This window comes from Chryseobacterium sp. S90 (genome assembly GCF_047444895.1).
In the GTDB taxonomy this organism is placed as follows: Bacteria; Bacteroidota; Bacteroidia; order Flavobacteriales; family Weeksellaceae; genus Chryseobacterium.
This window is the reverse complement of record NZ_JBLGCX010000006.1, coordinates 90,967-117,525: the sequence shown is the minus strand read 5'-3', so window position 1 is coordinate 117,525 and position 26,559 is coordinate 90,967. Positions and strand designations below refer to the sequence as shown.

24 protein-coding genes are annotated in these 26,559 nt (G+C 36.4%); 7 read left to right on the top strand and 17 right to left on the bottom strand.

The genetic code is table 11. The annotated features are described in order from the left end of the window. Nucleotides 1-53: 53 nt before the first annotated feature. The 7 genes from ACLMCG_RS16295 to ACLMCG_RS16265 all read right to left on the bottom strand — a co-directional run bounded on the left by ACLMCG_RS16295 (nt 54) and on the right by ACLMCG_RS16265 (nt 9,265). Nucleotides 54-365, bottom strand: a complete 312-nt coding sequence (locus tag ACLMCG_RS16295) for a GNAT family N-acetyltransferase (RefSeq protein WP_142719264.1) — start codon at nt 363-365, stop codon at nt 54-56. 154 nt (nt 366-519) lie between these two features. Next, nucleotides 520-1,395, bottom strand: coding sequence for a pirin family protein (locus ACLMCG_RS16290; RefSeq protein WP_413960265.1), 876 nt, complete (start codon nt 1,393-1,395; stop codon nt 520-522). 125 nt (nt 1,396-1,520) lie between these two features. Next, nucleotides 1,521-2,924, bottom strand: coding sequence for an MFS transporter (locus ACLMCG_RS16285; protein ID WP_413960264.1), 1,404 nt, complete (start codon nt 2,922-2,924; stop codon nt 1,521-1,523). Between the two features lie 138 nt (nt 2,925-3,062). Then, nucleotides 3,063-3,875, bottom strand: a complete 813-nt coding sequence (locus ACLMCG_RS16280; protein WP_309435788.1) for a hypothetical protein — start codon at nt 3,873-3,875, stop codon at nt 3,063-3,065. Between the two features lie 342 nt (nt 3,876-4,217). Next, nucleotides 4,218-5,885, bottom strand: a complete 1,668-nt coding sequence (gene asnB, locus ACLMCG_RS16275) for an asparagine synthase B (protein ID WP_213278218.1) — start codon at nt 5,883-5,885, stop codon at nt 4,218-4,220. A gap of 320 nt (nt 5,886-6,205) precedes the next feature. Then, on the bottom strand, nt 6,206-7,873 hold the full coding sequence (locus ACLMCG_RS16270; protein ID WP_413960263.1) for a GLPGLI family protein: 1,668 nt from the start codon (nt 7,871-7,873) through the stop codon (nt 6,206-6,208). 186 nt (nt 7,874-8,059) lie between these two features. Beyond that, entirely contained in the window at nt 8,060-9,265 is a 1,206-nt protein-coding gene (locus tag ACLMCG_RS16265) for an RsmB/NOP family class I SAM-dependent RNA methyltransferase (protein WP_413960262.1), read from the bottom strand. A gap of 606 nt (nt 9,266-9,871) precedes the next feature. On the opposite strand from ACLMCG_RS16265, the gene ACLMCG_RS16260 reads away from it, so the two are divergent. Continuing rightward, complete coding sequence (locus ACLMCG_RS16260; RefSeq protein ID WP_223601198.1) at nt 9,872-10,216, top strand: zinc ribbon domain-containing protein YjdM; 345 nt, start codon at nt 9,872-9,874, stop codon at nt 10,214-10,216. Nucleotides 10,217-10,522: 306 nt separating this feature from the next. Here ACLMCG_RS16260 and ACLMCG_RS16255 read toward each other — a convergent pair whose 3' ends face one another. Continuing rightward, the gene (locus tag ACLMCG_RS16255; protein ID WP_413960261.1) at nt 10,523-11,458 is read right to left on the bottom strand and encodes a sulfate/molybdate ABC transporter ATP-binding protein; all 936 of its coding nucleotides are present in this window, start codon (nt 11,456-11,458) and stop codon (nt 10,523-10,525) included. A 75-nt stretch (nt 11,459-11,533) separates the two neighbouring features. Between ACLMCG_RS16255 and ACLMCG_RS16250 the strand changes: the two genes are divergently transcribed. Together ACLMCG_RS16250 and pheS are read left to right on the top strand one after the other, a co-directional pair. Then, nucleotides 11,534-12,193, top strand: a complete 660-nt coding sequence (locus tag ACLMCG_RS16250; RefSeq protein WP_223601200.1) for a YceI family protein — start codon at nt 11,534-11,536, stop codon at nt 12,191-12,193. Nucleotides 12,194-12,319: 126 nt separating this feature from the next. Then, nucleotides 12,320-13,330, top strand: coding sequence for a phenylalanine--tRNA ligase subunit alpha (gene pheS, locus ACLMCG_RS16245; RefSeq protein ID WP_213278223.1), 1,011 nt, complete (start codon nt 12,320-12,322; stop codon nt 13,328-13,330). 273 nt (nt 13,331-13,603) lie between these two features. Here pheS and ACLMCG_RS16240 read toward each other — a convergent pair whose 3' ends face one another. Next, a complete protein-coding gene (locus ACLMCG_RS16240; RefSeq protein ID WP_413960260.1) occupies nt 13,604-14,374 on the bottom strand; it encodes a DUF3108 domain-containing protein in 771 nt (256 codons plus the stop codon). Between the two features lie 153 nt (nt 14,375-14,527). Between ACLMCG_RS16240 and ACLMCG_RS16235 the strand changes: the two genes are divergently transcribed. Both ACLMCG_RS16235 and ACLMCG_RS16230 read left to right on the top strand, forming a co-directional pair. Continuing rightward, complete coding sequence (locus tag ACLMCG_RS16235) at nt 14,528-15,583, top strand: NAD(P)/FAD-dependent oxidoreductase (RefSeq protein ID WP_047373677.1); 1,056 nt, start codon at nt 14,528-14,530, stop codon at nt 15,581-15,583. Nucleotides 15,584-15,595: 12 nt separating this feature from the next. Continuing rightward, nucleotides 15,596-15,925 (top strand): 2Fe-2S iron-sulfur cluster binding domain-containing protein, encoded by a 330-nt coding sequence (locus tag ACLMCG_RS16230; protein WP_047382628.1) that lies wholly within the window; start codon nt 15,596-15,598, stop codon nt 15,923-15,925. Between the two features lie 57 nt (nt 15,926-15,982). Here the strand turns inward: ACLMCG_RS16230 and ACLMCG_RS16225 are convergent, their stop codons facing one another. From ACLMCG_RS16225 to ACLMCG_RS16205, 5 genes are all read right to left on the bottom strand, one after another. Beyond that, the gene (locus ACLMCG_RS16225) at nt 15,983-17,116 is read right to left on the bottom strand and encodes a serine hydrolase domain-containing protein (protein WP_413960259.1); all 1,134 of its coding nucleotides are present in this window, start codon (nt 17,114-17,116) and stop codon (nt 15,983-15,985) included. A gap of 153 nt (nt 17,117-17,269) precedes the next feature. After that, nucleotides 17,270-17,851: a TIGR00730 family Rossman fold protein gene (locus tag ACLMCG_RS16220; RefSeq protein ID WP_413960258.1), complete on the bottom strand. Its 582-nt coding sequence runs from the start codon at nt 17,849-17,851 to the stop codon at nt 17,270-17,272. A 188-nt stretch (nt 17,852-18,039) separates the two neighbouring features. Next, a complete protein-coding gene (locus tag ACLMCG_RS16215) occupies nt 18,040-19,482 on the bottom strand; it encodes an aminoacyl-histidine dipeptidase (protein WP_413960257.1) in 1,443 nt (480 codons plus the stop codon). Between the two features lie 80 nt (nt 19,483-19,562). After that, the gene (locus ACLMCG_RS16210; RefSeq protein ID WP_413960256.1) at nt 19,563-20,054 is read right to left on the bottom strand and encodes a hypothetical protein; all 492 of its coding nucleotides are present in this window, start codon (nt 20,052-20,054) and stop codon (nt 19,563-19,565) included. 23 nt (nt 20,055-20,077) lie between these two features. Further along, nucleotides 20,078-20,683, bottom strand: coding sequence for a hypothetical protein (locus tag ACLMCG_RS16205; RefSeq protein WP_184559331.1), 606 nt, complete (start codon nt 20,681-20,683; stop codon nt 20,078-20,080). A gap of 287 nt (nt 20,684-20,970) precedes the next feature. Here ACLMCG_RS16205 and recR point away from each other — a divergent pair, with 287 nt between their 5' ends. Continuing rightward, nucleotides 20,971-21,582 carry a recombination mediator RecR gene (gene recR, locus ACLMCG_RS16200; protein WP_413960255.1) on the top strand — a complete coding sequence of 204 codons (612 nt, stop codon included), beginning with the start codon at nt 20,971-20,973 and terminating at the stop codon, nt 21,580-21,582. Beyond that, nucleotides 21,578-22,417, top strand: a complete 840-nt coding sequence (locus ACLMCG_RS16195; protein ID WP_413960435.1) for a glycosyltransferase family 2 protein — start codon at nt 21,578-21,580, stop codon at nt 22,415-22,417. The genes recR and ACLMCG_RS16195 overlap by 5 nt, the downstream gene beginning before the upstream one ends. A 51-nt stretch (nt 22,418-22,468) precedes the next feature. Here the strand turns inward: ACLMCG_RS16195 and secG are convergent, their stop codons facing one another. The 3 genes from secG to ACLMCG_RS16180 form a co-directional block, all read right to left on the bottom strand. Further along, nucleotides 22,469-22,819: a preprotein translocase subunit SecG gene (gene secG / locus ACLMCG_RS16190; protein ID WP_413960254.1), complete on the bottom strand. Its 351-nt coding sequence runs from the start codon at nt 22,817-22,819 to the stop codon at nt 22,469-22,471. A gap of 133 nt (nt 22,820-22,952) precedes the next feature. Next, the gene (locus tag ACLMCG_RS16185) at nt 22,953-24,998 is read right to left on the bottom strand and encodes a M16 family metallopeptidase (RefSeq protein ID WP_413960253.1); all 2,046 of its coding nucleotides are present in this window, start codon (nt 24,996-24,998) and stop codon (nt 22,953-22,955) included. A gap of 53 nt (nt 24,999-25,051) precedes the next feature. Next, nucleotides 25,052-26,365, bottom strand: a complete 1,314-nt coding sequence (locus ACLMCG_RS16180) for a M16 family metallopeptidase (protein WP_142719282.1) — start codon at nt 26,363-26,365, stop codon at nt 25,052-25,054. Nucleotides 26,366-26,559 lie beyond the last annotated feature (194 nt).

Below are 26,559 nucleotides of genomic sequence, written 5' to 3'. Positions count from 1 at the left end.
TGTGATACTTTTTAAAATGTTAATTAAATAAATTGAGTGGCTTTACAGGAAATTTAAAGTTTGTCATATCCTTCAAATTTCTCATCCACGATACGTTTCCATTCTGGATGTTTCTTAATAAAAGCGAAAACGAAAGGACAGAAGGGAAGAAGCTTTTTTCCGCTTTCTTCAATATAATTCAGCGTTTTTTCTACTACGGCAGCCGCGGCACCTGTTCCTGCCAATTCAGGGTCTGCTTCAGTATGTACCAAAGCGATCTGGTGCGTTGTCTCACGATAATCAATGAATGCATAATGCCCGTTGAATTCTATTTCAAATCTTTTTTCTGCTTTTACAAGAGGTATATTTTCAAATTCTGGTTTCATAATTTTGTATTAAAAGTGTCTGTTTTGCAATAGAATAAACAGAACTCAGTTGTTAAAACAGCTAGACCTTATAGGTTTCAAAACCTATAAGGTTTGCCATTATATAAAGTTAATAAAAAAGGAATTATCTAAGATTAAGATAAATTTAATTCTTTTAATCTTCAAGGTATCCGAACTTTCCGGTGTTGAAATCCTCAAAAGCCTGCATTATTTCCTCTCTGGAATTCATTACAAAAGGGCCGTGTGGATAGATCGGTTCGTTAATCGGTTCACCACTGATGATTAAAACAATAGCATCTTCTTTTGCTTCAATAGTGAAAGTCTGACCTTCATTTTTAAATAATGCAAGATGATCCATTTTCACTGTTTCTTCACCATTAACGATAATGCTTCCTTCGATAACCAAAGCTGCGGTATTGAAATGAACCGGAAAATTAAAATCGGCTTTTCCACCTGCCTTAAGTTTTGCATTCATCATATGAACCGGAGTGAAAGTACTTGCAGGACCTTTATGACCGTCATATTCGCCGGCAATTACTTCAACAAAACCATTCTCACCCAGATCTACTCTTTCCATTTTAGAGTTTTCAATAGCCTGGTATTTCGGGCAGCTCATTTTATCCTTTGCCGGAAGATTCACCCAAAGCTGAACCATCTGAAAAATTCCTCCTTCTTTTGCCCATGCTGTTTCATGATATTCTTTATGAAGAACTCCTTTTGCAGCGGTCATCCATTGAACATCACCTTCTCCTATAACACCGCCGCCGCCAGCGCTGTCATGGTGCTCTACTTTTCCGCTATATGCTATTGTTACTGTTTCAAAACCTCTGTGCGGATGAACTCCTACACCTCTTGGTCTGTCGGAACCATTGAAATGAAATTTTGAATTGTAATCAAGCATAATAAACGGGTCCATTCTTTTCATATCTAAACCGGATACTCCCGGAATAAAATTGTGAACCCTGAATCCATCGCCTACAAAGTGTGCAGGTCTTGGAGATACTACGATTTCTATTTGTTTAGTTGCCATTACATTGTTGATTATGTAAACAAAATTACCATAGTTATGTGCGAAAAGCATTGATCTGTGTTAAGTTCGTAGGAAGGGTAGAATGGCAAAATGAAAGATTAAATCGGCCCTTTAAAGTTTTTTCTTTACTCTTCCTTTGATTTCATGTTCTTTCCATCCGAAATGTGCAGTCTTCTGAAAACAAATCCTGATAAAATCGTTAATATTCCTACTGTAAGAAATGTAAGTCGAAAAGCGTTGTGGATTTCACCATTAATAAGATCTGTATTTTCAAACAGTTTTAAAACAATCAGTCCGAATGCAATCCCGAAACCGATAGCGAGCTGTTGATTCACTGAAATTAAAGAGTTTCCGCTGCTGGTCTGGAAATTCCGAAGGTCAGCAATAGAAATAGTGTTCATAGAGGTGAACTGTATAGAGTTGAAAAAACCTAATACTGCAATAATGGGGACAAACCAATATAAAGAAGTGTGTATATCAGGTATGGCGAGTAGGCATATCAGTGTTCCGATGATGAATGTATTGATCATCAAAGTCTGACGATAGCCGTATTTATCCAGAATTTTAATCACAGATGATTTTCCGAAGATAGCTGTTAAAGCCATAGGAGCAATGATCCAGCCCGAAGTTACAGCTGATTGTTTATACGCAATCTGAATCATCAGGGGAAGCAATAACGGAACAGAACTGATTCCTAATCTGGTGGCCAGGTTTCCTACAATACCTACCCGGAATGTTCTCACCTGAAATAGGTTTAACGGAAAGATTGGATTTCCTCCTCTTTTTGCATGTTTGTAATAATAATACAGAAACAGAAAGCCCATAATGAATACAAGCAAAACAGGGGTGATATTCTGCATGTCTCCAAAAAGTTCCAGTGAAACCGAAAGCAGTAGAGAGGCTGCTGCAAATATTAAGAACCCTTTTAAATCAAAATCAACATCATCCGACTTATAATTGGGCATGAATTTTAATCCTAAAAGAATCCCTAAAAGACCGATCGGAATGTTAATCAGAAATATCCAGTGCCATGAAAGGTAATCTACCATATAACCTCCTACCAATGGACCGAGTACAGGACCAATAAGGGCAGGGATAATGGCAAAGTTCATCGCTTTAAGCAGTTCACCTTTATCAAATGTTTTGATGAGTGCCAGTTTCCCGACAGGAGTCATTAAACTTCCTCCAACTCCCTGGATAACCCTTGAAATAACCAAATGAGTAAGATTCTGAGACAAAGAACAAAACAAGGAACCTAAGCTGAACAATACCAATGAAAAAATAAATACTTTTTTGGTTCCGAACCGGTCTGCCAAAAATCCGCTGGCAGGCATGAAAACAGCTAGTGTCAGAACATAACTGATAATGGCGTTCTGCATATTAAGTGGAGACTCGTTCAGATCTTTTGCGATAGAAGGCAGGGAAGTATTCAAAATGGTTGAATCCAGCATCTGCATAAAAATAGCAGTGGCCAGAATTAAGGGAAGTATTTTCTTTATGGACGTCTGTTGTGTGTTTGCTTCTGTCATTTTGTATAGGCTGGAACGTGAAAAATGTCCAGACTTGTTTTATGTGAAGAACCGCCTTCCTTAAGCGGTTCGATCCTTAGATAAAGAAATCCATATAAAATTAAAAAAGTCCTGTGAAATTTCACAGGACTTTTTGATTTATTTTCTAGGTTTTTCTACTCCTTTCCATTCATCACCGGCTTTTCTGTACTGGCTTAAAGTGAAAGTTTTGAAATCCTTTGTTTTGTATTCGATGTTATCGGTATTCTGCTCAAAAGGCATAATGTAATAATATTCAATGTCTGTCTTATCAGACTTGTTTCCTTTTTTTACAGTAGGAACATATTTTGAAAACTTATAGCTTGGAAGATATTGTTTCAGTCTTGCGTAGAAAGCTTTGTCTTCTTTTTCGCTAGGAATGATATCTACAATGTTCAAATCGTCTTTTTTCTTGTCAATCCAAAGGTAATACGTTTTTTCTTCTCCCATATTTCTGTTGAAAGAGTTGAAAGCAAACAATTCTTTCGGTACAAGTTCCTTGATTTTCTCAGGATCAACCTTTGTGTAGTATTGCCCTTTTGAAGGATCTACATAGGTTTCAAGATTATACATTAAAACAGAATTGTTTTCAAATTTCTTATTTTTAAAATACTGATTTAAAGATAGTTCTGCAGTTGCTCTCAGTTCTTTACCTCTGGCATCTAATTTTTTTGTTGGATTCTGAGGATTTACATATTTTACAAATTCATATAAAACAACAGGTTTTATATCTTTAAGGTGAGGATACGTTTTTAGCTGCTCTGCTTTTACAAGCCAGTAGAATTGTTGGTAGTAATCATCTTTATCCTGATCTTTTACACTCTTATAAGCCAAAGCAAGCTTCTTTGAATTCAGATATTTGCCATATTTTCCTTGTCCAAAAGCGAAACTTATGGCTAATAAGGCAAATAAAACAGTTAGGTTTCTTCTCATTTTTTTATAATTGATATTTTCGTTTTCCAAATATAATTATTTATTAGATATTATTTTGGATTGTCAGTTAAATTATGCCATATTGTTATTGTTAATTCAAAAGAAAATCCTGTATTGCTACAGGATTGATAAATTATAACTGAGGAAGTTAGGTGTTAAAGGTGATGACATTAAATATCAATAGTCAATTTTTGCTTCACAAAGTGAATGATGAATGATTAATCGCAGACTAGAAAACACCTCCGTATTGATAGTTCTTAATCTCGAATCTCGCAACCCGAACCACGCCACAAATTAACAAGCGCAGCGGATTGACCATTGACTATTCACTAATCAACCCCTCTAGTACGAAGTCTCGTGCACTTTTACCGCTCTTCCGCTCGGATCATTCATTTTTTTGAACGCTTCATCCCATTCTAAAGCGATAGGAGTGGAGCAGGCAACAGATGGAACAGAAGGTACAGTAGCTGCTGCTGTTTCACTTGGGAAATGTTCTTCAAAAATAGTTCTGTATCTGTATTCTTCTTTGTTCTGAGGCGTATTTAGAGGAAATCTGAATCTTGCGTTTGCCATCATTTCATCCGTTACTTCTTTTTCAGCAACCTCTTTTAAAGTATCGATCCATGAATAACCCACACCATCCGAGAACTGTTCTTTCTGTCTCCAGACAATAGAATCAGGAAGGATGTCTTCAAAGGCTTTTCTCAATACCCATTTTTCGATTTTTCCTTCAGCGGTATTGATCATTTTATCTTTTGGGTTAAGAGTCATGGCAATATCCATAAATTCTTTGTCAAGGAAAGGAACTCTTCCTTCAATTCCCCAGCTCATTAGCGCCTTGTTGGCTCTTAAGCAGTCATACAGGTGAAGCTTACCCAGTTTTCTTACTGTTTCATCATGAAATTCCCTTGCGTTGGGAGCTTTATGGAAATATAAATATCCACCGAATAATTCATCCGAACCTTCTCCTGAAAGTACCATTTTTATCCCCATAGACTTGATTACTCTTGCCAGCAGATACATTGGGGTGGAGGCTCTGATTGTTGTTACATCATACGTTTCCAGATGGTAAATTACATCTCGTACAGCATCCAGCCCTTCCTGTACGGTAAAGTTAACTTCATGGTGAACAGATCCGATGTGTTTTGCAGCAGTTTGTGCAGCAGCCAGATCAGGAGAACCTACAAGTCCTACAGCAAAACTGTGAAGTCTTGGATACCATGCTTCCTGTGTATCTCCGCTTTCGATTCTCTGGCGGGCAAATTTTGCAGTAATTGCTGAAATAACCGAGGAATCCAAACCTCCGGAAAGAAGTACTCCATAAGGAACATCACTCATCAGTTGTCTGTGAACAGCATCCTCAAGGCCTTTTCTCAATTTTGCGATATCTGTTTCATTTTCTTTCACGTGATCAAAGCTGTCCCAGTCCCTTGTATACCATTGCTGAAGCTCTGTGCCGTCAGGACTGTAAACAAAATGGCCCGGTAAGAAAGTTTCAATTTTCTTGCATACTCCTTCAAGGGCTTTTAATTCGGAAGCTACATAATAGTTTCCGTTTTTGTCCCAGCCTTGATAAAGAGGGCAGATTCCCATATGGTCACGGGCAATAAGATAGACATCATTTTCAGTGTCGTATAATGCGAAGGCGAAAATTCCATTCAGTTTTTCAACGAAATTTTTTCCATATTTTCTGTAAAGAGCAAGGATAACCTCGCAGTCAGACTGAGTTTGAAACTCATAATCAGGAAATTCTTCTTTTAATTCTCTATGGTTGTAGATTTCGCCGTTCACAGCTAATACTACTTTTCCGTCTTTTGTAAATAAAGGTTGTTTTCCAGAGGTAGGATCTACAATAGCAAGTCTTTCGTGAGAGAAAATTACTTTTTCATCCTGAAAAACTCCACTCCAATCCGGTCCTCTGTGACGGATTTTTTTTGACATTTCCAAAACCTGAGGTCTTAATACTTCAGTTTTCTGTTTGGCATCAAATAAACATACAATTCCACACATAATTTCTATTATTTATGAAACAAAAGTAAAGGTGATGTTTATAAATAACAATGAAAAATGTTTGAAACGGAATATTTTTAATTAATTAGTACTTTAAAGTTAAAAATATTAACTATTTGTTCGATTTGACATGTTTTTGATTGATTTTTTTCGTCAGGCTAAAATTTGTGATATTTCCATACAAAATAAAAATGACATATTTATTAATCTATGGTAATTAATTATATGAATTTTAACCCTTACTTTGTGGCTCGAAATAATTTTTTTTCATCATTTGTGTTTTTACCTTCTTGCAATTCTCATGCAAGAAGGTTTTGTTTTTATTGTACTCCCAGTAACGTTCCCGAAACATTCCATGAGCTGAAACTTGTGCCTTCGGAAGCGCCCTGAGGAATTTTTACCTGGATTGTATGTTTGCCTGCTTTCAAATCTCCAAGAGGAATGAAGTTAGGATTGGTAACCGTTCCCGGGCACCAGTTTGATCTGCTGAGGTCTGAGGATGAAAGACCGTCCTGGAAATTTCCTGATGCAGGATTGTACAAACGGTACGAACCACAGTCTGTTCTCCATGGCACGAATGAAAATATTTGATTTCCATCAACGAAGATAGAATTGGCTTTAGGAACAAATTCATCGCCGTTTTCCCAACCTCCATGTCCGGTTGTTGTATATCTTAGCTGAGCATTTTTCAAATCTTTATTTAAAGTGAAATTAACAAGCAGTCCTTTGTCCTGATTGAACATCGTAGAATAATCCTGTCCGGCCATTTCCATAATATTTAAAGTATTGAATAATGGTATCGCTGTATTGTTTTTATTAATTGCCTGATCGCTTTTGTGAATGGTGATATCAAGACTCACCTGATGTCCTCCTTTGTCATAGTTGCCGATAAATGTACCCACCCAAAGTTCTTTTCCGGATAATGCAGGTTTCAGTTCTGTAATATCCTGTCGGTAAGGGCTGATGGTCTGCCAGTCTTTTCCTTTAAGCTGAATATGATTGAACTTCTGGATGCCAAAAGCGGTAAAGAATCTCATCATTTCCATTGCAGGGCTATAGTTGTCTGTAGTTGTTATCCCGTAATACTGCTTTCCGTTTCCATTTTCGTAGACAGGAAGTGTTTTTGCTCCTTTTTCCAACCCATCAAAAAAGGACTTTTCTTTATCTTGGGGAATGAAAAATACGGTTCCTGTTCTGTCATAGGCATCACCGTTCGATTGCTGTTTCAGTTCTACAAAAATATTTTCACCTTCTGTAATAGCCGGGAATTTTATTTTTTTAAGAATGATCGTACCGTTGGCATATCTTTTTATCTTATCATCTGATTTAGAAGCGTCCGAAAAATTGATCGTTTCATTTTCAAAAACATTCAGAGTGGTAAATCTGCTTTTCCAGAGTAAATCTTTGTATCCTAGCTGATCTGTTGTCTGTATGTTTCCTTTTACAATATTTTCAATTCCGGTATTTTTTATTTTTTTGATCGAGCTGGCTGTAATTAAAGAATTTTTATTTCTCTCCACTTCCAGAACCAGACCTAAATTCTGTCCCAAAACAGAAGGTCCGCCTTTTAGCTTTAAATCATTTGTATACCAGATTTCAATGGTATTTGAATTGACTTTGGTAACCGCTTTTTTACAGTTGTATCCTAAAATCTTTTTAGTTTCATTGGTAAGTTCAAAGTCCTGTTTTCCTACAGACTCAGCATCTGATGTTGAAATTATGGATTCAGGTTTTAAAAAAGCGTATGAAACAATAGTATTTGATGGCTTTTCTACCTTAGTGATTTCATAAGGGAAGCTGCTTTTTTGTTCTTTAATTGTACTGTTGAGGATGAAATTTTCTTTCTCATTAACCCAAACGATAGTGGAGGGCTGGTCAGCAGTAGTTTTTCCGTTATATGAGTTGATATACTGAATTTCATAGGTCTGTGCAGAAAACAGACAGTATAAGAAAATGGCCAGGAAATTGAAAACAGTTCTTGTATGCATAAAAAATGAGTTTGCTGTAAAGTTATTCTAAAATTTCCACAGCATCGAAACGGTTTAATCTATACAGTTAGTAGACAATATGCTTTAAATGTTACAAAAAATGTTACATTTTTTTAGAAAATTTTTTTAATAAAAAAAACTACTCCAGAAAATAGAGTAGTTTTATGTATTGTTTATTGGTTGAGATTAAGAAATTCTCTCAATCAAAGCCATGTAGAATCCGTCATAACCTTCACTAGGCATTACTTTTTCATCCTTAATCATTTTGAATCCAGGATTGTTTTTGATAAATTCATCTACCTGCAGATTGTTTTCAGAAGGAAGGATAGAACAAGTAGCGTACACCATTTTTCCTCCTTTTTTAAGCATTTTAGAATAATCCTGAAGGATTTGCTGCTGTTCTTTTTTAATTCTGTCAATAAAATCCTGGTCAATTTTCCACTTACTGTCCGGGTTTCTTTTTAAAACCCCAAGACCAGAACATGGTGCATCAATCAGAAGTCTGTCAGCTTTTTCATGAAGACGTTTAATTACTTTATTGTCGGCAATCATACGGGTTTCAATATTGTGAGCTCCGGCTCTTTTAGCACGACGCTTCAATTCGGCAAGTTTCCACTCGAAAATATCCAGGGCAACAATCTGACCTTTGTTTTTCATTAATGCTGCTAAGTGAAGTGTCTTTCCTCCCGCACCGGCACACGCATCTACCACTCTCTGTCCTTCCTGTACATCAAGGAAATAACCGATCTTCTGAGAAGAAGCATCCTGAACTTCAAATAATCCTTCTTTGAAAGCTGTGGTAAGAAAAACGTTTTTCTTTTCTTCCAACTGAACAGCATCAGGATAATTTTTAATAGGGAAAGAAACAACACCTTCATCAGAAAGGTCAGAAATAAGTTCTTTTGTTGTTGTTCTTAAAGAGTTTGCTCTTAAAACAGTAGGTGCCTGCTCATTCAACGCAGCCATTTCTCTTTCCCATTTGGGTCCAAGTTCTTTTTCAAGAGTTTCAGCCAGCCATTCAGGAATAGAATGTTCTATTGCTTTTGTAGGAACTGTATTCTTTTTAAGTTTTGTAAGAATGTCGGCAATTTTGATCCCGTCAAATTCTTCAAATTTTTTATAATTGGTCTTACTCCAAAGTAGGTAGGCGATGATAAGCTTGTAAATATTATTGGGCTTTACACCTTCCCCCATATAATATTCAAGACGTTTTTTCCAACGTATAATATTGTAGAAAATCTCAGAAACAACGGCCCTGTCCTGGCTTCCCCATTTTCTGTTTGCTTTCAGAAGTCTTTCAATAACCTTATCGGCATATTTGTTTTTTTCAAAAAATGTCTCCTGTAGGGCATCGTGAATTCCGATGGCCAAGTTTCTGTGAATAAGTTCCATAAATTTGCTTCGCTGTTTGAATCTGCAAAAATACGACTTTTAATTGAGAGTTGAAGATTTGGGTGGGAGAGTTTGAGAATAGGAGAAGTGAAGGGGATCGTGGATGGTAAATAGTGAATCCACTTCGCCTGTGAATTTTGGTGTTTGGGTTTTCCGGTTGAGAGGTTATGACTAATTATATATTGTACAGATCAGTTTTCTAATGGAAGGTGGCGCATTCACGATTCACTTTGCAAAGCAAAAATTGACTATTGACAATCTGAGATTCAGTAGTGAATGGTCAATCTGTTTATTAATTTTTACATGGTAGAAATGAATTTTAATGCTGAATTTGTAAAGATTTTCCGAATATTTATAATTTTTATTTGTTGACAATAGCCTTTCACTTTAAGACAAATAAACCTGTGTTTTTGCCTAATGAGAAATATTTGTTAACAAAATATACACTGTTCATTATTATACTTTATTTTCTTTGCGGCAAGTTTATTTAATTCGTATTAATTCACATAGTTGTGTAAAATCAATATGTGCTTATCATCTACTATACTGATCTTTATCTCTTGACTTCAACCTCTAAAAAGCTCTACCTTTGCAAAAATTAAAAATATGAGTGATACAGTACTTTGTCCGAAATGCAGCTCCGAGTTTACCTATCCGAGCGATAATATGATGGTATGTTCTCAGTGTTTCTACGAATGGGACCCCGCAGAAGTGGCTTCTGAAGCTGCTAACGAAGGAAAAATATTGGATTCAAACGGAAACGAACTTCAGGATGGAGATTCTGTAGTCGTAGTAAAAGATCTTCCTGTAAAAGGAGCGCCAAAACCGGTAAAAGCAGGAACGAAAGTGAAAAATATCCGTTTAAGACCAGGAAGTGATCATAATATTGACTGTAAGATTGATGGTTTCGGAGCTATGGCTCTTAAATCTGAATTTGTAAAGAAAGCGTAAGAAAGTAATGTTTTCTTATGCCCTAAAAATAAGAAAAGGAAAAAATTGGACAGTGTAATCTTTCATAAGACTTAATTGCAAGATTGCTAATGTCCGTCTGGAAGGCAGAAAGAGAAATAACCAAAAATTTCCTTATGCTTTGGAGGTACAAATGTAAGAAAAAGTTTTATAACAGATTCTTATGTTTGTATTTTTTTTATGGGTAAGTGTAAGTAAATGTAGATGTTATGTGATGGATAGCGAAAAAGTAAATTATTAAAAAGAGAGTCAGGCTCATAAACAAATTGACAATCTTATCCTTTTACTTTACATAAAAGAAATACTGATCAATCCTTCTAATTTTTCATCCGTATAAACCACTAGTTCTTTATTCCTGGCTTTAATTTTATTCCAAAAATAGTTTCCTGCAAATCTGCTTTCAAGGACTTCGGCTTCGAGACCGCTTTCCGTGATTTTGATTTCTTTAGGATAGTAGGAGAATTTTGAAAGCTGGAAATCTTCAGCCTCGGTTTCGCTGAAAATATTTACTTCCCCGAATAGCTTCGCAACATAAGAGTTGTAAGGGTGTCTGTAAGTTTCTTCCGGACTGTCATTCTGAATCAGTCTTCCGTCCTGTAAAATGATGATCTGATCCAGCCATGGCATAATATCCTGAAGCTCATGAGTAGAGATGATTAAAGAAACTCCATGCTGTTTTACGTATTTGAAAAGCCTTTCTCTGAGTTCAATTTTTCTCGGAAAATCCAGATTACTGAAAGGTTCATCCAAAATCAGAAGTTTCGGGAGTACAGACAATGCGCGGGCAATGGCCACTCTTTGCTGCTGTCCACCACTTAAATATTTGGGAAGTACATTGGCAAATTCCTGCAACCCTACTACTTCAAGAAGCTCTGTTACAGTTTCTTTTTTTTGTTTTAAATTGATATTTGAAATAAACTTTCCTACATTTTCTGCCACTGTAGCATAAGGCATAAGGTCAAAATTCTGTGCTACAAATTTCATTTCCGGTTCTCCGGGAACAAGATTTCCTTTCGGTCCTAAAAGTCGGGTTCCGTTAAAAATAATTTCTCCGCTTTCCCAATCGAGAAGTCCATAAATAAGGTTGAGAAGCGTAGATTTTCCGCATCCGCTTTCTCCGGCAAGAGCTATAATTCTGTTTTCATCAAACCTTAGGTTAAGGTTCTGAAACAGGGGATTTTCTTTGGTGTGAGAGAAAAATAAATTGTTTATTTCTAATAGCATATTACAAATGTAAGGTTTTTATGAAAACATAATTTTTTTTATTATATTAGCGGAACTAATAAAAATAAATCAAAAATGAGAAAAAAACTGTTTTCGATAGCTATTCCTGCTTTATTCGTTGCTGCTGTAATGGTTTCTTGTAAAAAAGATAAACCGCTTACCAGTGAGAGTAATGAGGTGACAACTACCAAAGAAGGTAGCCAGTTCACTTTGGATACGCTAAACAGTAAGGTTGAATGGAAAGGATATAAAGTTTTTAAATCTGAAAATACGAGTCATTTCGGAACAATCAGGTTTGAAAGCGGAGATGTAACAGTGAAAGACGGAAAACTGGAAAGCGGAAAATTCGTTGCTGATATGAGCTCATTAACTTCTGTAGACTTGAAAGACAGCCCGGAAGATCTAGGGAAATTAAATGGCCACCTGAAGAGCGGTGATTTCTTTGAAGTTGAAAAATTCCCAACAGCTTCTTATGAAATTACAAAAGTTACTCCGGCTACAGAAGGGGATTATAATACTCTTTTGGATGGTAATTTAACAATTAAAGGAATTACAAAACCTGTTCAGTTTAAAGCTAATGTTTCTGTGAAAGATGGAGAGGTGAGTGTAGCTACTGAACCGAAAGATATCAAGAGAGAAGAGTTTGGTGTAAAGTTCCAGGCTCCTGCTGAAAACGGCGTGATTAAGGATGAGGTGACTCTTCAGATCAGCGTTAAAGCTTTAGAAAAGAAATAATTTTTTTATTTAAGTGAAATAAGTGATTGAAGTCTGCCTCCCGAAAAAGAGGCAGATTTTTTTTTGACGGACTTAATATTCAACTAAAAGTCGTATTTTTGCAAAACATTTTGAAAGGGTAAAATAATGATAGAAAAGATAGAAGAACTACTGATCGAAGTAAACGGCTTCAATGCTACCTCTAGGGAAGATATCGAAAACTTCCGAATCAAGTACAACGGTAAAAAAGGGGTTCTTAATGATTTTTACGAAACATTAAAAGAAGTTCCTAACGACCAGAAGAAAGATTTCGGACAGAAGATCAATACTTTGAAGCAGGCAGTTGCTGTAAAATTGGAAGATTTGAAAAATTCTTCTGAATCTTCTATTGTGGTAGAAAAAGAAGATCTTACAAGACCTGCATTTCCATTGGAATTGGGTTCAAGACACCCGATTAACCTGGTAAAAAACAGAATTATTGAAATCTTCAAATCTATCGGTTTTGCTGTAGCAGACGGACCTGAGATTGAAGATGACTGGCATAACTTTACGGCGCTTAACCTTCCGGAATACCACCCGGCAAGAGATATGCAGGATACGTTCTTTATTGAGCAGAATCCGGATATTCTTTTGAGAACACACACATCTTCTGTACAGACTCGTTTTATGGAAGAAAACCAGCCGCCAATCAGAATTTTATCTCCGGGAAGAGTTTTCAGAAATGAAGCGATCTCTTCACGTTCTCACTGTATCTTCCACCAGATTGAGGGATTGTATATTGATGAGAATGTAAGTTTTGCAGATTTAAAGCAGACAATTCAGTTCTTTACTACTGAGCTTTTCGGAAAATCCAAGATCAGAATGAGACCTTCTTTCTTTCCGTTCACAGAGCCAAGTGCTGAAATTGATGTGTATTGGGGATTAAACTCTGAAACAGATTACAGAATTACGAAAGGAACAGGATGGCTGGAAATCATGGGATGCGGAATGGTAGACCCTGCTGTACTGAAAAACGTGAATATTGATTCTGAGAAATATTCAGGATATGCATTCGGAATGGGAATTGAAAGAATTACAATGCTTCTTTACCAGATGAGTGACATCAGAATGTTCTTTGAAAATGATATCAGAACACTGGAACAGTTCAAAACACTATAAAAAATCAAACCTCCGGAGCTCCGGAGGTTTTTGTTTTTAATTACTGACCTAAGAAACAAAACGTAATTAAAAACTGATCGTATTGAAAAATTTACACGTGTCTGTTTCTTATGTCCATACTTCGGTTTGAATCCGCTAGGTACCTCAAAGAAGTATTGACATGCTGCAGCTGTAGGGCCGCCTCTATTAGTAAGACAACCTGTGTTAAGGATATATTACATCAAATAAAAAAGCCTGTAAAATTTACAGGCTGTATATTAATAATAAAGATGGTTATTTACTGAATTTTAAAGGATATTTTACGTTTTTGTAATCGTCTATACTGGCTTTTAATGAACCTACTGCAAGTTCAGCTTTCAGCAGCATAGGTACGTGATTGGCATCGTTGGAAACCCACATGGTTACCCCCTCTTTTTCTTTAAATACTCTTCCGCTTTTTACAGATGGAATAATTTTCAGACAGTTAATAGTACCGAATTTTGTTTTTAAATTTTCTGTACCCGTTACTTTTAGCTGGAAAGGAAACATTTCATCATCAATCCATACATTCATATTAATGACTGTTCCCACTTTCAGTTCATCAGGACTTTTACTTCTTAAATAATAAAAACATGAAAGCATATCCTGAACTCCTTTTACTGATTTTAAAACCTTGGAACCATTGGCCGGAGTCTTTTTATCTGTTAAAATTAATGTATTGTTATCGTGATTAAAGACTGTTTCAAAATGCTGACGGTAGCTTCCTTCACGTACATTTCTGACATAAAAACTTGGTAATCCTGTTTGGGTATTGATGAAACTTTCATATAAATCTTCCACTTTGAAGAATGCTTTTACGGCGCCGGTAGTCTGTCCTGTACCTTTTACATACAGATGGGGAATCCCTTTGTAATTGGTCTGTTTTGTAGTAAGGTTCGCTGTTCCTGCGTTAAGGAAGCCATAGTGTATTCTGAGAGTGATAGATTCGCCGTCTGCGATGTTATCAATCTGGGCCGAGCCTAAAAAGAATATAAATACTGCAAAAAGGTTTAAAATTTTCTTCATAACAAGACATTTACAAAAACATTGCCAAATTTAAAATCTTAATTGATAGATATTTGACAAATCTCAGGTTTTTATTTAGAATCAATTAAATATGCTTCGCATTAAAATTAGTAAATTTGCAGTTACATGTATAATTAAATTATCTTAAATATTATGATAACCACTGATATATTGATCATAGGTGCGGGACCTACAGGACTTTTTGCAGTTTTTGAAGCTGGTTTATTAAAAATGAAGTGCCATATTATTGATGCGCTTCCACAGCCGGGAGGGCAGCTGGCGGAGCTTTATCCTAAAAAACCTATTTTCGATATCCCAGGTTATCCTTCAGTGAACGCTGGAGAATTGGTGGATAATTTGATGGAGCAGATCAAGCAGTTTCAGCCTGGATTTACTTTGGGAGAAACGGCTGTTTCTTATACTAAAGTAGATGATGAATGGTTTGAAGTGATTACTAACAAAGGAACTGTTCACAGATGTAAAGCAATTGCCATTGCCGGTGGTTTGGGTACTTTCGAGCCAAGAAAGCCTACGATGGATAATATTGCAGACTACGAAGAAAAAGGTCTTGAGTACTTCGTGAAAGAACCTGAACATTTCAGAAACAAAAAAGTAGTGATTGCCGGAGGTGGTGACTCTGCTCTTGACTGGAGTGTTTTCTTATCCAATGTTGCAAGTGAAGTTACATTGATTCACAGAAGAAATGAGTTTAGAGGAGCTCTGGATTCTGTAGAAAAAGTTCAGGATCTTAAAAATCAGGGAAAAATTAAATTAATCACTCCAGCTGAAGTTACAGCGATTAAAGGTGACGGAAAAGTAGAAGCGATTACCGTACAGGTTGACGGTGAGGAAGCTTATGATATTGAAACGGATTATTTCATTCCATTATTCGGATTGACTCCAAAACTGGGAGAGATCGGAAACTGGGGATTAAATATCGAGAAAAATGCGATCGTTGTAAACAATGCTTTAGACTACCAGACCAATATTGACGGAATCTATGCTATCGGAGATATCAATACATATCCTGGAAAACTGAAGTTGATCCTTTGTGGTTTCCACGAAGCTACTTTGATGTGTCAGAGTGTTTATAACAGACTGAATCCTGGTAAAAAATTCGTATTGAAATATACAACGGTAAGTGGAGTTGACGGATTTGACGGAAGCCGTAAAGAAGCAGAGAAGGCTGTTGTGAAAAAAATTGACTAATTTTGCAGAATTATGTCAGACGTTAATATTAAAATCACCGACAGAGAAGGGGTAACCCACGATGTCGTAGCTCCTACGGATATGTCCATGAACTTAATGGAAATTATCCGTTCCTATGAATTGGCAGAAGAAGGTACTATTGGTGTATGCGGAGGAATGGCGATGTGTGCTTCATGCCAGGTATATGTAATCAATGATCCTGGTCTGGAACCGATGGGAGATGAAGAAGATGCTATGCTGGGTGAGGCTTTCCATGTGAAAGAAAACAGCAGATTAGGATGCCAGTTACATATTGCCGATGCCATGGAAGGGCTCGAAGTGGAAATTGCTCCTTATCCTTAGAAAATATTTTTTAATCTTAATAAAAACCCGTCCGGATTTTCCGGACGGGTTTTGTTTTTATTTTGAAGATACTTTTTCAATAAGTTCAGACAGGTCTTTTTCTAAAATTTTTCTGTTGGCAAGACTGTTGGTCAATATAATAAATCCTGACTGAAGTCCCCGGAAAAATTCCAGAGAACTTCTTGATCCGCCTGTTCCGCCGGTATGTTCGTACATGATATTTCCGTTTTTAGTGGTGTGAAAGAACCAATTGAGTCCCAGAGAGCCTTCTTCTCCTTCAAATGTATACTTATGGGATAATGAAATATTCAATTGGTTTCCGGCAATATTGGCTTTGATATACTTAATCATATCGCTGGTATTTGATCTTAATTCTCCCGTGCCCACTAGTTCTGGAAAGTCCCAATACGGTGTTACCTTTCTGTTACTGTTATGTGCTTTGGCAATATTATTTTTATCAGCATCTGCAAGGCTTACTGTTGTGTTGTTCATTTGCAGCGGTTTCAGAATGTATTTTCTGACCAGTGAAAAATAGCTTTCATGATAGACATCCTCCAGAATATATCCTAATAAATTAACGGCCATATTAGAATACGTATATTTTACACCTGGCAGCGTATCCATCTTCATATTTTTCAAGCCTTCATAGAACATTTTTTTAGAATAATTGCTGAACGGATTAAGTTCTATATAATCTGGTCTTTCATAAAGATTAGGAAAAATTCTGGTAATTCTTGAAGTATGGCTGGCCAGGTTTACTATTTTAATGGGCTGATTGTTATATTGTAAATTAGGATAATTCTCTGGAAGGTACTTCCGGATATCATCTTCCATTCCTATCTTTTTATCTAAAATGGCCTGGGCAGTAAGAATTCCTGTAAATGTTTTGGTAATGGAACCTATTTCATAGATGGTTTTATTATCAGGAAGCACTTGTTTTCCATATTCTAACTGTCCGTAATTATAGTAATAATCTTTGCCTTTTACGGTAATTCCAATTGAAAGTCCTACTGCTTTGGAATCTTCGTAGTATTTTTTTACGTATTTATCTACTTCCAGATCAAGTTCTGATTGTAATGGATTGTCCGTTTTTAAAGCTTTTCCATCTGAAGGTAAATTTTGATTTTGTGAGAAACTCCAAAAGAAACTGAGAAATAATGTCAGACAAAAAATATTTGTAATTGTTTTCATATATCAGATTTTTTGTGATGCTGTTGATACTTCAGAAAGTCATTTCTAGTGTTTAACGGTTATTTTATCCTTTGGAACACTTCTCTAAATTAGTATTTTATCTGGATTTTTTTCGATAATAAAAAAGAGATATTCATGAATACCTCTTTTTTATTAAATTTCCTCTTTTGAAATCCATTTCCCAACCGTAGGAGCCTGATAATTTCTCATCTTTTCCAGCAGATCGTCAATCGTATCACTGATCAATAGCATATCTCTGTTTACCTGCTTTAAAAATCCTTTATCCACCATGGTCTGAACTAGTTTGATCAGGTCATCATAAAATCCGTCAATATTCAGAATTCCGATGGGTTTTTTGTGAAGTCCGAGCTGTGCCCAGGTGATCATCTCGAAAAATTCTTCCAAAGTTCCGTAACCGCCCGGAAGAACGATAACACCATCACAAAGTTCATTCATTTTGGTTTTTCTTTCGTGCATGGTTTCCACGATGATAAGTTCGGTCAGATTTTTATGAGCAATTTCTTTAGATTGCAGAAAGTGGGGAAGGACTCCAACGACCTTGCCTTTTTCACTCAATGCCCCGTCAGCAATCGTTCCCATCAAGCCAACATCTGCACCGCCATAAATGAGCTGTATATCTTGTTTAGCCAAGGTTTGTCCAAGCAGGAATGCCTGTTCTTTGTAAATGTCGTGCGAACCAAAACTTGAGCCGCAGAATACAGTGATACTTTTCATTGTATAAGGTTTTTTATGGTTTGGATGCTTCGACAAGCTCAGCATGACATCTCTAATACTAACTGTTTTTTAGAGATGAATTTTTAGCTGTGTCATGCTGAGTCTGTCGAAGCATTTTTATTTCAATTAAAACTAAAAATATCCAAAATCATAAGACTTTGGATATTCAATATAGTAATTTTAATGTCCTATTTCTGAGGAATATTCGCTAAAATATCTTTCAGGAAACTCCAGAATTTCTGAGTAGAAGGAATGTTTGCCTTTTCATCAGGTGAGTGAGCTCCTCTGATCGTCGGTCCAAAGCTTACCATTTCCATTTCAGGATAGTTGGCTCCGATGATTCCACATTCAAGACCTGCGTGACAAGCTACTACATGAGGTTTTTCACTAAACTTCTCTGTGTAAAGTTTTTCCATCAGCTGTACGATCTCTGAACCTGGTTTTGGCTTCCATCCCGGGTATGAACCGCTGAATTCAACGTTCATTCCAGCTAATTCTGCTACAGATTTCAATTGCTCTGCCACTGAATATTTAGAAGAATCTACAGAAGATCTTGTAAGGTTTAAGATTTTAAGTTCTCCTCCTTTCAATTCTACTCTGGCTACGTTGTTAGACGCTTCTACAAGATCAGCCACGTCAGGGCTCATTCTGTATACTCCGTTGTGAAGAGCTTTTAGAGTAAGGATTACCTTTTTAGAATCTCCTTCTGAAATTGCTTTGTCAGAAGATGTAGAGTTCTCAATATTGATCTGGATTCCCGGTTCTACAGTGGCAAACTCTTCTAAAATATCTTTTTTAAGAACAGTTACATTTTCAATAAACTCCTGAGCATTTCTTACTGAAATCAGAGCAACACCTTCTCTTGGGATCGCGTTTCTCAACCCTCCGCTATCAATAGAAACCAATTCAATATTCTGATTTTCCAATCCGGTGTAAAGAAGTCTTCCCAAAATAATATTGGCGTTTCCAAAACCTTTATGAATATCCATTCCGGAATGCCCTCCCTGAAGACCTTTTACTTCAAGTCTTACAATTTGTCCTTTTGGAGCTTCTGCAGCATAGTTTTGAGTGATGGTTACATCAACACCTCCTGCACAGCCGATATCAATTTCATCATCTTCTTCAGTGTCAAGATTTAATAAAATTTCACCCGTCAGTTGTCCTGGTTTTAACCCTAAAGCACCTGTCATTCCTGTCTCTTCATCAATGGTGAAAAGGGCTTCCAATGCAGGGTGTGGAATATCTGAGCTTTCAAGGATAGACATGATTGTTGCTACTCCCAAACCATTGTCAGCTCCTAAAGTAGTTCCTTTTGCCTTTACCCAGTCACCATCAATCTCCATTTTGATTCCTTCCGTTTCAAAATCAAAATTCACATCATTGTTTTTCTGGCAAACCATATCAAGGTGCGACTGAAGCACGATCGATTTACGGTTTTCCATTCCTGCAGTGGCAGGTTTTTTAATGATAACATTTCCTACTTCATCTACGGTAGTTTCCAGTCCCAGATCTTCACCAAATCCTTTGATGAAAGCGATTACTTTTTCCTCTTTTTTTGAAGGCCTTGGAACAGCATTTAATTTGGAGAAGTTCTTCCAGATTATCTGCGGTTCTATATTAGATAATTCCATTGAATTTTATTTTTCTCAAATTTACGAAATAAAAAATGCTTCTGTGAGACACAGAAGCATTTTTGTGTGATTTTGCTTTACTAGCAGCCACATTCTCCGTAGATCGGAGTGGTGAAGATAGTACCATCTGGTTTTTCAATAGTCAGAGTACCTTCAAACAGTAAAGCTTCTTCGCCTTTTATTTTTTTACCTTTCACAGAAATTTTATAATTATCATTTTCTATTTCCTTGGTCAGTAATTCATCTACTTCCATATCACTTGATGAGATAAGATTCAGAGCCAGTCTTTTACCATCCAGCATCATATAAGCTGTTTTTCCGGCGTCATCTGCGTAGATGTATCTTTCATTTTCAAAATCAGCTTTGCTTATGGCAAAATAGCATGAGCATTCTTTGATTTCTTTAGGAAACGGAATTGTCCCTACCAGAATATTGCCTGAAGAAGTACCTGTTGAAGCAGAATCTTTAGCAATATGTGAAGAATCAGCAGAGGCCGAAGCTGAAACCGTTTCTTTTTCCTTTTTGCAGGCTACCAGTAGAAATGCGGAAAATAAAATGATTAAATATTTCATGTGTTTGTGGTTTTATTATTTGTTTATCCTCTTGCTCTTTCAAGAAGTGTCATCATTAATAGAGAAAGGATCACTAAACTTTCTTCCTCATCATCAATATCGATCAGTCTGTCCAGCTGAAATCTTCTTCCGAAGAATGAAGGCATTTTTTTAAGCTTAAAATAAGCTTTACCGTCAATACCTGTTACCGTATAAGATGGATTAAGGAAATAGCCTGTGAACATTCCGATGATAGGAAGTTCTCCAACAAAGCTGTCCCAGAATCTTACCCATGCGCTGTCTTCCTGAACTTTAAACTTAGGCTGATCGTGTGCATCCAGAATATCATAGCTTGCTTTCCAGATAGAACGCATCCCTTTTCTGGCTAATCTACCGAAGTTTTTGTTGTCAATAAGATCATTCAAAGAATACGAAGCATTGAAATCTATCCATTTATTAGCTCTGATTCTGAAAAGTTCTTTAGACTTGCTCTCATCATTAAAAACGACAACATCTTCTTTCAACTTGAACATTTTCTGACGCACATACGCTACATAATTTCCGTTTTTGTCAGTAATGTTGAAATCACTTGCTAAAGTAGTGATTTTGAATTTGAAATCCAGAGGATAGTTAAGATTGTTAAGTACCATGTCAGTTTATTTTTTTCATATTTAATTTAAGCCGCAAATATAAAGGTTTTTTTAGAGTTCTCAGATATGGGAGAAAATTTAAAATATCATATTGAGACATTAATCTATTGATCAATTATCAATTTTTGCTTCGCAAAGTGAAAGGTGAATTCCTAATCTCAACCTCAATCTCAAACCAAAGTCCCCAAACCCCGAATCTCGTACCCCGAAAAAAATTCACAAGCGAAGCGAATTGACGATTCACCATTCACTATTAATTATCAACTTTAATCCTTATTTTTGTACCTATGGATTACCCAAGTAAAGTATTGGCAAAGGCGGTAGACGAGATTTCGGGATTGCCTGGGATTGGAAGAAAAACGGCTTTGAGATTAGCACTGCATTTATTGAAGCAGCCCAATTCCAGAGCTGTAAGTCTTGGAAATTCCCTTATTAATCTTGTCAACGAAATAAAATACTGTAAAGAATGTCATAATTTTTCGGATTTTGACATCTGCGAAATATGCAGCAATGAAAAAAGAAATGGCGAGCTCATCTGCATCGTTGAAGATGTACGCGATGTAATTGCCATTGAAAATACAGGAAAATACACGGGAAAGTATCTGATTCTTGGTGGGAAAATTTCTCCAATGGAAGGAGTAGGGCCTGGACAATTGAATATTCCAAGCATTGAAAAGAAACTGAATGACGGAAAGGTGAAGGAATTTATTTTTGCATTGAGTGTCACGATGGAAGGAGATACAACTGCTTATTATATTTATAAGAAATTTAAAAGTTTCAATGTGAATTTTTCCAGCATTGCAAGAGGAATTTCGGTAGGAGATGAACTGGAATATGCTGATGAAATTTCATTGGGAAGATCTATTATCAACAGGTTGCCATATAACGAAAAGGATTAATATGAAACTGTCTGTTATTATTGTTAATTATAATGTTACCCAATTGCTCAGAAGCTGTCTCCTGTCACTTCAGAAATATATACAAGAGATAGAATATGAAGTGATTGTCATTGATAATGCTTCTACAGACAGTTCCTGGAGCGATCTTATTCCCGAATTTCCGAACGTACATTTTATATCTTCTGAAATCAACGGTGGTTTTTCAAAAGCGAATAACCAGGCGATTCAGACTGCAAAAGGAGAATATATTTTACTTTTGAATCCTGATACGGAGTTTGAAGGCTTTTATATGAAAGAACTACTGGATTTTGCAGACTCTCAGCCTTCTTTCGGATGTCTGGGTGTAAGAATGCATGATGCAGAAGGAAATTTTCTTCCGGAAAGTAAACGTTCAGTACCGGATATGTTTAATTCTTTTGAAAAGCTGTTTACGAATTTTAAAAAGAATAATTCCAAGTCTTATTACAGAAATGATATTGAAGAAAATGAAGTTGCTGAAGTAGAAGTGATGACAGGTGCGTTTTTATTGACTAAAAAAGAGATCTACGAAAAAATAGGAGGGCTGGATGAAGCTTATTTTATGTATGGGGAAGATATTGATCTTTGCTATACCTTTTTAAGAAACGGTTACAAAAACTTCTATTATGGTAAAGTTTCTATACTTCATCACAAAGGGGAAAGTACAATCCGGAATGAAGTATACCTCAAGAGATTTTATGGAGCTATGCAGATCTTTATTGATAAATATTATAAAGAATTGAAGCCTGTACAATATTCATTTTTAAAAGCAGGATTAAAACTACGCTATCAGATTGAAAAGATCAGGTTAAAATAAAAAAGCAACTCAAATTGAGTTGCTTTTGTTTTATATAAGATGGTATTCTTCTTATTTTGCCGGTGCTGCAGGAGCTTGTGCCGGAGTTGTTGTAGAAGCAGGAGCTGACTGTTTTGCAGGAGCTTCTTTCTTCACGGGTTGTTTCTGTGCAGGAGCTACCTGAGATGGCTTACCTGTGATAACAACGCTTATAAGGATAAGAACAATGATAGTTCCGCCTAGAGTCCATGTTGCTTTTTCCATGAAATCATTGGTTCTCTGTACTCCAAACTGTGCAGATGATGCACCTCCGAATGTACTGGAAAGGCCTCCTCCTTTTGGATTTTGTGCCATAACGATGATTACCAATAAAACGCTGGCAACCATAACAAGAACCATCAATAGTGTAAATATAGTATCCATTAATTCTGATATCTTTTTGAATGGGCAAATTTAATCTTTTTTTACTGAATGACAAAAAAAGAAGTCGCCAAATGTTGATAAAAATAAAAACGGCAACAATTGTTGCCGTTTTTTCTATAAAAATTGGATGTTGTTATTTAAAATCAGCATCAGTAGCCTTATTGATCTCATAAGACTTTACATTCATGGTCATATCCATTCCCATCTGGCTTACAGAGATGGTGTATGGCATTTTTACCCCTTCTACATCTTTGTAATTAGAGAATGTTGTCGGGATTGTCATTTCCTGCCCCTTAGCTTTTACTTTTTTGGTTTCTCCGGTTTTTAATCCCGTTGCAACGCTGTAGTAATAAGTAGTATCTCCACCTTTAATTGCATAAGAATCTTCACCTCCGATTTTCTCAATTCCTCCTAATTTATAATCAGCAGATTTTGCAAAACCTAATTCTTCAAAAAGCTCCGGATTCTTTTGTTTTTCAGCAATTTCTTCAGGGGTGATGTCAACTTTCTGTCCCATTTGCATAGAATAACCAGTCTTTCCGTCAAATACCTGCTTCTGAACAACCTGTCCCATTGCTGTTACAGTTGTAAGCTCCTTTCCGCCTTGTGCCTTAACGATTTTGAAATCGATGTTTTGTCCTTGCATAGACATTGAAGCATTCGTAGTATACGAAGTAATTTTAGCCAGATTAGCTTTTCCTCCGATAGCATTGATGTATTTATCTGCGATAGAAGCAACCGTTACGCTTGCATCTACTTTTTGTACAGTTGGCTTTGAAACAGGGTTTGCTTCCTTATCAAAATATTTTACAGGGTAACCTAATTTTTCCAGTCCTTCAGAAATATCAGATGCTTTACCTGCAATGAAAATTCTGCTTTGGTTTGGTAAAATGGTAGTTTTTACAGCATTTGCAACATCTGCAGCAGTTACTTTATCAATAGATTTCAGGTAATTGGTGTAGAAGTCAGCTGGTAAATCCTGCACTTTCTGGTTTAATGCAAATCTGGCAATATTCGCTGGCTGTTCTAAAGACATAATGAAAGCTCCTTTCAGTTTTGCTTTTGCATTTGCCAATTCCTCAGGTTTTACAGTAGAAATCGCATTAAGTTCATTCATAAATTCCTTAACCGCTTTGTCAGTAACCTCGTTTCTTACGCTTGCGCTTGCAGAGAATTGTGGAGAATACTTGCTGGCTACCATACTTGAATAAGCACCGTAAGTAAATCCGTTCTTCTCTCTAAGGTTCATGAAAAGTCTCGCTTCACCACCACCTCCAAGGATATAGTTCGCAATAGTTGCAGGGAAATAGTTAGCATCTTTCATTTTCAGCGTGTTCAGGTTGTTTAGGGAAACAACAGACTGTACAGCAGAAGGAACATCCACTACATTAATCTCTGTTTTCGCAACATTAGAAGCCGGTTCCGGCGGTGCAATAGGAGTGTTTGCTTTTTTCCAGCTGCTGAAAGACTTTTCGATCAATGGTTTTACCTGGTCAAATTTTACGTCTCCAACGATTACTAAGTAAGCATTATCCGGAGCGTAGTATTTTTTGTAAGTATTTTGTACGTCGGCTAACTGAATTTTATTGATAGATTCAACGGTTTCAAATTCACCTCTTGACGTATTTTTTCCATACATCAAAGCGTTAGAAACTCTTGATGCAATAGAAGAAGCATTTTTTTCCTCAGATTTTAATCCTTCGACAGCTCTTTCTTTAGAGTTCTGAATTTCTTCAGCAGAGAATTTAGGATTAATAATTGCATCAGCCATTAAGCCTAAAACTTCAGGGAAATATTTTGAAAGTGAGTTCGCAGAAGCGCCTCCTGAAGAGAAGTTAAGGTTAGCTCCAAGGTAGTCTACTTTTTTGTTGAAATCATCTTTGGAGATATTCGTAGTTCCGTTTTCGAACTGTTCAGCCATAATTTCGCTTACTCCGGTTACAGCTCCTTCATTGTATGGAGGTCTGTCCATAGAAAGGCTTGCGCTTACTCTTGGTAGTTTGTTGTTCTCAACCACCATTACTGTAAGACCGTTGCTTAGCTGGAAAGTTTTTGGCTTGGCAATGTTAATCGCAGGAGTAGGTCCCGGTTTCGGCATTGCATTAAGATCTATTTTTTGTGCTGAAACCATTCCTGTAAAGAAAAACGCTGCAGCTATATATGTTAATTGCTTTTTCATTTGTAAAAATTTAATTTTTAATAATCATATTGTAACCTAAAAAGTTGAAATGATTACTTTTTCTCAGGTACGTAATTAATGATTATTCTTTGGTTAGAATTAAGATACTTTTTAGCAGCATTTTGAAGATCCTGTTTTGTGATAGATCTGTAAATGTCGATTTCTTTGTTGATCAAATTCGTGTCACCCATCAATACGTGGTTGGTTGCCAATGAAGCAGCAATTCCCTGAATGCTTGAGTTAGCATTTACAAACTGGTTTTCGTATTGGTTCTGAAGTTTTTGATAATCTTCTTCAGAGATTAAAGTAGTCTGAAGTTTTTTGATTTCAGCATCAATGTCAGCCTGTAAAGCCTGCTTTGTAGTCTGTCCCATCGGGATCGCGAAGAATGCGAAAATACTGTAATCTTCAAGACCCTGATTGAAAGCAGCTACCTGAAGTGCTTTTTTATCCTGATCTACTAATTTTTTATATAAAACAGAAGATTTTCCATTACTTAAATAAGAAGAAAGCATATCTAAAACATAAGCATCTTTCTCTTTGTTAGCCGGAGTTCTGTACGCGAAAACATAAGCAGGAAGCTGGATGTTCGGATCTGTTGCTGTTACTTCCTTTTCCTGAGTGATAGGAGCATCTTTAGGGAAATCTTTTGGATATAAAGTCCCTTTTGGAATTCCTCCATAGTAAGTTTCAATCCATTTTTTAGTCTGCTCAGGTTTGATGTCTCCTGCAACAACTAAAGTAGCATTATTCGGAACGTAATACTTTTTGTAGAACGCCTGGAATTCTTCTAATTTAGCAGAGTTCAGATCTTCCATAGAACCGATTGTAGGCCAGTTGTATGGGTGATTGGTAAATAAATTTTTCTGAATTGTCGTGAAAAGGTTCCCATAAGGCTGGTTATCCATTCTTAATCTCTTCTCTTCTTTTACAACCTCTCTTTGTGTATCTACCCCAATCTGGTTGATCACCGCATGGCGCATTCTTTCAGCTTCCATCCAAAGTCCAAGCTGTTCATTGTTGGAAGGGAATGTTTCATAGTAGTACGTTCTGTCATTGGTGGTGTTGGCATTGTTCTGTCCTCCGTTTGAAGAAACAATCTTGAACCAGTCTCCTCTTTTGATATTAGGAGTTCCTTCAAATAAAAGGTGTTCAAAGAAGTGAGCAAAACCTGTTCTGCCTTTTACTTCATCCTTTGCACCTACGTGGTACATTACACCCGTTGTTACAACCGGCGCCGAGTTATCCTGATGAAGAATTACGTGAAGACCATTGGGAAGGTCATACTCTTCGAATTTGATTTGCTGTGCATTCAGCATTAGCCCGAAGAAAGCTACGGCAGCAGCAGAAAGAAGTCGCTTTTTCATAAAATTTAGAAATTGTTTACCAATTAGTATGAAAAGTGAATTAAATGTTACAGAATGTATAGAAATAGATATAAATGTGAGTAATGAATGGTGAATTCGCTTCGCTTGTCAATTTGCTACGTGATTTGGGTTGCGAGATTTGCGGCTATGAATAATCATTCACAATTCACTTGCGAAGAAAATTGGCCATTGAT

Excerpts from the sequence above, each read along its gene's own strand:
- ACLMCG_RS16270 (WP_413960263.1), bottom strand. The coding sequence starts at position 7,873 with ATGCATACAAGAACTGTTTTCAATTTCCTGGCCATTTTCTTATACTGT.
- ACLMCG_RS16235 (WP_047373677.1), top strand. The coding sequence starts at position 14,528 with ATGATAACCACTGATATATTGATCATAGGTGCGGGACCTACAGGACTT.
- ACLMCG_RS16240 (WP_413960260.1), bottom strand. The coding sequence starts at position 14,374 with ATGAAGAAAATTTTAAACCTTTTTGCAGTATTTATATTCTTTTTAGGC.
- pheS (WP_213278223.1), top strand. The coding sequence starts at position 12,320 with ATGATAGAAAAGATAGAAGAACTACTGATCGAAGTAAACGGCTTCAAT.
- ACLMCG_RS16230 (WP_047382628.1), top strand. The coding sequence starts at position 15,596 with ATGTCAGACGTTAATATTAAAATCACCGACAGAGAAGGGGTAACCCAC.
- ACLMCG_RS16220 (WP_413960258.1), bottom strand. The coding sequence starts at position 17,851 with ATGAAAAGTATCACTGTATTCTGCGGCTCAAGTTTTGGTTCGCACGAC.
- ACLMCG_RS16225 (WP_413960259.1), bottom strand. The coding sequence starts at position 17,116 with ATGAAAACAATTACAAATATTTTTTGTCTGACATTATTTCTCAGTTTC.
- ACLMCG_RS16265 (WP_413960262.1), bottom strand. The coding sequence starts at position 9,265 with ATGGAACTTATTCACAGAAACTTGGCCATCGGAATTCACGATGCCCTA.
- ACLMCG_RS16295 (WP_142719264.1), bottom strand. The coding sequence starts at position 365 with ATGAAACCAGAATTTGAAAATATACCTCTTGTAAAAGCAGAAAAAAGA.
- secG (WP_413960254.1), bottom strand. The coding sequence starts at position 22,819 with ATGGATACTATATTTACACTATTGATGGTTCTTGTTATGGTTGCCAGC.
- ACLMCG_RS16255 (WP_413960261.1), bottom strand. The coding sequence starts at position 11,458 with ATGCTATTAGAAATAAACAATTTATTTTTCTCTCACACCAAAGAAAAT.
- ACLMCG_RS16180 (WP_142719282.1), bottom strand. The coding sequence starts at position 26,365 with ATGAAAAAGCGACTTCTTTCTGCTGCTGCCGTAGCTTTCTTCGGGCTA.
- asnB (WP_213278218.1), bottom strand. The coding sequence starts at position 5,885 with ATGTGTGGAATTGTATGTTTATTTGATGCCAAACAGAAAACTGAAGTA.
- ACLMCG_RS16290 (WP_413960265.1), bottom strand. The coding sequence starts at position 1,395 with ATGGCAACTAAACAAATAGAAATCGTAGTATCTCCAAGACCTGCACAC.
- ACLMCG_RS16260 (WP_223601198.1), top strand. The coding sequence starts at position 9,872 with ATGAGTGATACAGTACTTTGTCCGAAATGCAGCTCCGAGTTTACCTAT.
- ACLMCG_RS16205 (WP_184559331.1), bottom strand. The coding sequence starts at position 20,683 with ATGGTACTTAACAATCTTAACTATCCTCTGGATTTCAAATTCAAAATC.
- ACLMCG_RS16215 (WP_413960257.1), bottom strand. The coding sequence starts at position 19,482 with ATGGAATTATCTAATATAGAACCGCAGATAATCTGGAAGAACTTCTCC.
- ACLMCG_RS16210 (WP_413960256.1), bottom strand. The coding sequence starts at position 20,054 with ATGAAATATTTAATCATTTTATTTTCCGCATTTCTACTGGTAGCCTGC.
- ACLMCG_RS16250 (WP_223601200.1), top strand. The coding sequence starts at position 11,534 with ATGAGAAAAAAACTGTTTTCGATAGCTATTCCTGCTTTATTCGTTGCT.
- recR (WP_413960255.1), top strand. The coding sequence starts at position 20,971 with ATGGATTACCCAAGTAAAGTATTGGCAAAGGCGGTAGACGAGATTTCG.
- ACLMCG_RS16285 (WP_413960264.1), bottom strand. The coding sequence starts at position 2,924 with ATGACAGAAGCAAACACACAACAGACGTCCATAAAGAAAATACTTCCC.
- ACLMCG_RS16185 (WP_413960253.1), bottom strand. The coding sequence starts at position 24,998 with ATGAAAAAGCAATTAACATATATAGCTGCAGCGTTTTTCTTTACAGGA.
- ACLMCG_RS16280 (WP_309435788.1), bottom strand. The coding sequence starts at position 3,875 with ATGAGAAGAAACCTAACTGTTTTATTTGCCTTATTAGCCATAAGTTTC.